The following is a 4,066-nucleotide window of genomic DNA, read 5'->3' on the forward strand; positions in this document are numbered from 1 at the left end:
CTCTCCGTCTTAAGACGGAGAGGAAAACCAATCTAAAGCCAGTTTTTCGGACGAAGAAAGCTGGCTAAGATGAAGAAAGAAAAAGAATGTCGATATATAGTAAGATTGATCTATATAGCAAGGGAGGTGGAGAAGTGGCGAGAGGATCGCGTTTGTTTTCGTACTTGTTTGGAATTGCGATTATTTTTGCCGGCATCGGCATTTTATTTGATATGCTGGGACTGAAAGATTTTAACCCGGCGGGTCTCTTTCCGTTTCTTTTTCTATATTTTGGTCTAAAATCATTGCAGCGGGGTAAGCGGGTAGGTGGCGGTATTTTTCTGTTTATCGGAGGAACCGGGTTCCTCTCCTACTGGCTGGGCATCGATCCGGGACGAGTGATTGGATTGACGCTTTCTCTGCTGTTTATTTATTTCGGCTACCGTTTAATTAAGGGAAAAAACAAAGAAATCGAGATTGCAACGCCGTCTAAACCGGCACAAAATAGTGAAAAATCTGAGCCTGTGACTGAGCGGGAGGGCCTATCGAAAAGGGCGAATGAATACGAGGAACCGTTCATGAGCAGATATTCGCTCCATTCACCCCAGCATAAGCACTCCCTCATCGGTAATTTGTTTTTGACGGGGAGCCGTTGGGAATTGCAGGACATGAATGTATGGCATGGCATCGGTGATGTAAAAATTGATCTGTCACGTGCATACATTCCCGATGGCGAAACCGTCATTATTATTAATGGATGGATTGGAAATGTGGACATTTACGTGCCGTACGATCTCGATATTTCGTTGACGGCAAGCATTAATTTCGGTGATATTGATGTGTTCGGAAATAAGCAGGGAGGAATTAATCGCAGCATGACCCTTGCAACTTCGGGCTACCCTGATTCGAGCAAGCGGGTGCGGCTCGTAGTGAGCCTGCTCATCGGTGATATCGATGTCATTCAGTTGTAGGGGAGGAGTAAAGTGTCAGAGCGTAGGCTGACCAACATCCAGTGGCAATTTATGCGGCAATCTCTGTGGGGCAGCGTGGGTGCCGTCACCGCAGGGAGTGTTATTTTTTGCTTTATTTGGTATGAGATGACGAGCGTGCCGACGTTGAAGCAGTGGGTGCTTGACAAGCTTGGCTGGAACTTTCCTATGTTTCCGGGCATTTTGTTCGCTTTCGTTATGCTTCTGTTTTTGTGCCTGGTGGCGGCACTCGTCGGAACGAGCGCTGGATATATCTATGGAAACCTAATGAAAAAACGAGTGGAAATTCTTCTGCAATCGGCAATGTTGATTGAGAGAGGCAATCTATCTACACGGGTACCGTATCTCGGAGAAGATGAGGTTGGCCTGCTTGGTGAGAGGTTAAACGAGATGACAATTCGCTTCCAGCAGCAGGTGCTTTCTCTGCAGCGCCTCTCCGCCCATAACGCAGAGCTGACGGAACAGGTCAAGCAGTCAGCAGTAAACGAGGAGCGGCAGCGCCTGGCACGAGAGTTACATGACGCGGTGAGCCAGCAGTTGTTTGCTATCTCGATGACGATGGCAGCGGTCAGACGGACATTAAGCCAGAATCCGGAGAAGGCGAGTCGGCAGGTAGAACTGGTGGAAGAGATGGCGGCAGCCGCCCAGTCCGAGATGCGCGCCCTGCTTCTGCATCTGAGGCCGACGCAGTTGGAAGGGAAGTCTCTGCGTGAAGGAATTGAGGGGCTGCTTATCGAATTGCAAACAAAGCATTCTCTCGAATTATCCTGGCAGATTGATGACATTCCCTCTTTGTCGAAGGGAATGGAGGACCATCTGTTCCGCATTTTACAGGAAGCGTTATCCAACGCGCTGCGTCATGCCAGGGCAACCAAACTGGAAGTAAAACTGGTGAAGATGCAGAATCAGATGCGACTTAGGATAACGGATGACGGCATCGGATTTGCGGAAGGAGAAGAGAAGAAGTCCTCGTCCTATGGAATGAAACTGATGGAGGAGCGCGTGGCGGAAATCGGCGGTGTGCTGGTCGTATCTTCGGCTCCGGGCCATGGTACGATGATCGAAGTGACCGTTCCGTTTGTCGGATAGGGATGAAAGACGGAGGAGATAGCATGAGTGAAGCGATTAAAGTGTTATTGATTGATGACCATGAGATGGTACGGATGGGCTTGGTTGCTTTTTTGTCGACAGAAGACGGGATCGAAGTCGTCGGTGAAGCATGCAGCGGAGCAGAAGGACTAAAAATCGCCGAGCAGACGAAACCGGATGTCATCTTGATGGATTTGGTGATGGAAGGCATGGATGGAATTGAGACGACCCGGCGGATGAAGCTCATTCACCCGGAGGGTAAGGTAATTGTGTTAACGAGCTTTATCGATGACGAGAAAGTGTATCCGGTAATTGAAGCGGGAGCATTCAGCTACATTCTGAAAACGGCCCGCGCTCAGGAGATTGCTCAGGCCATTCGTCAGGCGTACTGCGGGCAACCGGTGTTAGAAGCACAGGTGGCCGGAAAAATTATGTCACGCTTTCGTCAGCGGACGACGGAAGAAGCACCTCCTCATGAACAGTGTACCAATCGTGAACTTGAGGTACTGTGCTTGCTGGGCCAGGGGAAATCGAATCAAGAAATTGCAGATGAGCTTTATATAGGCATTAAAACCGTCAAAACGCATGTCAGCAACATTCTGAGCAAGCTCGGCGTAGAAGATCGTACGCAGGCGGCGATTTATGCGCACCGACATGGAATCAGTAAATAATCCGCACGCTTCTTCTGTGCCTGGACTGAGAAGTTAAAGGCGCACAGAAAGAAGTACGCGTATCATTGAATAGAGAAGATATTCGTGCATTTTCTTCAACTGGAAAGAAGTGCCCTGATTGTTTTAGTGCTTCCAATAATAGACTTGGTGTGGGTTTTCTTCGTCTTTGCGCGCTTTCAGATGGAAGAGGGGAGCGTTGGGCTGATGGAAGCCGGGGGCCGCGCCTTCGGTAATGGTCACTTTTGTTCCCAGAGCAGCCATGCTAAACAGTTCTTCCACCTGAACGTTATGCAGGCGTACGCAGCCTTTGGACATGGATTTGCCGATGGACTTGGGGTTATTCGTTCCATGAATGGCGTAATCCGTATCGCTTAGTACAAGACCACGGGTGCCGTATACTTTGCTCTGGGATAGCGGTTCACTGACTTTTAAGCGAATAAAATAGACGCCCACGGGTGTGCGATGCTCTGCCCCCAAACCGATGTAATAAGAGCGTACCGTATACGGGCCGCTATATACAATCATACGAAACGAAGATTGGTAGACGACGACCTCAAGCGGCTCCAATGCTATACTCGGCTCAGGCATCCCGCCTATGCGCAGCACGTCATCCATTGTCTGCCACACCTGCCCCGGCTGAAGAAGCTCAGGCTGGTAGATAATCCCCGTATTCTCCAAAGCAGGAACAGTTCCGCTGTGTACTGGTTGGCTGAATGGAATTTGTGACAGATAGTTTTTTGGAAATGGGCCTGTTAATTCTGACAGCGTCTCCGGTAATTTCCTGTTATATAAATAGTAATTGTATAACGCGCTCCGCATGACGAGCAGTTTCTCAAGACTGCTGCGCTGGAGCGCGATTTTTTTCTTTATACGTCTTACTTCGGGGTTATTATCGCAGAGACAGTTCGGATCAAAAAACGTCATCTCTTCCCCGCTATTGTAGGCAATATATGAAAGCGAATTTGGTTGATAGAAAGGAAGCGGCGTATAAACAGGAATAAAACGAACCTGTGGAACACCCACAATGATTGGCACCTTGCCCGGAGGATAGTTTCTTTTATTGATGTAGCGGTGCAATTGCTCACGCAGTTGCCCAGGTGTCTGGCCTGTCGGTACACCCACCACTTCATAAAAAGGTTCTGGTACCTGCCCGGGCGGTGCTTCTACACGCTGCTGCGGAAAAAATTGAAAGTAAAAGAAAACGAGGAATATACTGATGATTTTGATGATTGTTTTCATTCTTCTATCCCCTTTATAGGAACAAAACCACCATGGCGTCTCAGCCGCAACCCCGACATGAAAATGATGGGAAAGAGGCTGACTTTTGTGGTACGAAGG

The 4,066-nt window shown here is 48.8% G+C and carries 4 protein-coding genes; 3 read left to right on the top strand and 1 reads right to left on the bottom strand.

The features are described from left to right. Window positions 1–134: 134 nt before the first annotated feature. The 3 genes from liaF to B2899_RS17345 are packed head-to-tail and all read left to right on the top strand — an operon-like array spanning window position 135 to window position 2,728. A complete protein-coding gene (gene liaF / locus B2899_RS17335) occupies window positions 135–950 on the top strand; it encodes a cell wall-active antibiotics response protein LiaF (protein ID WP_286887390.1) in 816 nt (271 codons plus the stop codon). Between the two features lie 12 nt (window positions 951–962). Beyond that, the gene (locus B2899_RS17340) at window positions 963–2,057 is read left to right on the top strand and encodes a HAMP domain-containing sensor histidine kinase (RefSeq protein WP_246147313.1); all 1,095 of its coding nucleotides are present in this window, start codon (window positions 963–965) and stop codon (window positions 2,055–2,057) included. 23 nt (window positions 2,058–2,080) lie between these two features. Further along, a complete protein-coding gene (locus B2899_RS17345) occupies window positions 2,081–2,728 on the top strand; it encodes a response regulator (RefSeq protein ID WP_146810188.1) in 648 nt (215 codons plus the stop codon). Window positions 2,729–2,851: 123 nt separating this feature from the next. Here the strand turns inward: B2899_RS17345 and B2899_RS17350 are convergent. Beyond that, on the bottom strand, window positions 2,852–4,066 hold a 1,215-nt coding region (locus B2899_RS17350; protein ID WP_286887395.1), incomplete at its 5' end, for a L,D-transpeptidase.

This window comes from Aneurinibacillus sp. UBA3580 (assembly GCF_002375825.1).
Taxonomy (GTDB): domain Bacteria; phylum Bacillota; class Bacilli; order Aneurinibacillales; family Aneurinibacillaceae; genus Aneurinibacillus; species Aneurinibacillus danicus.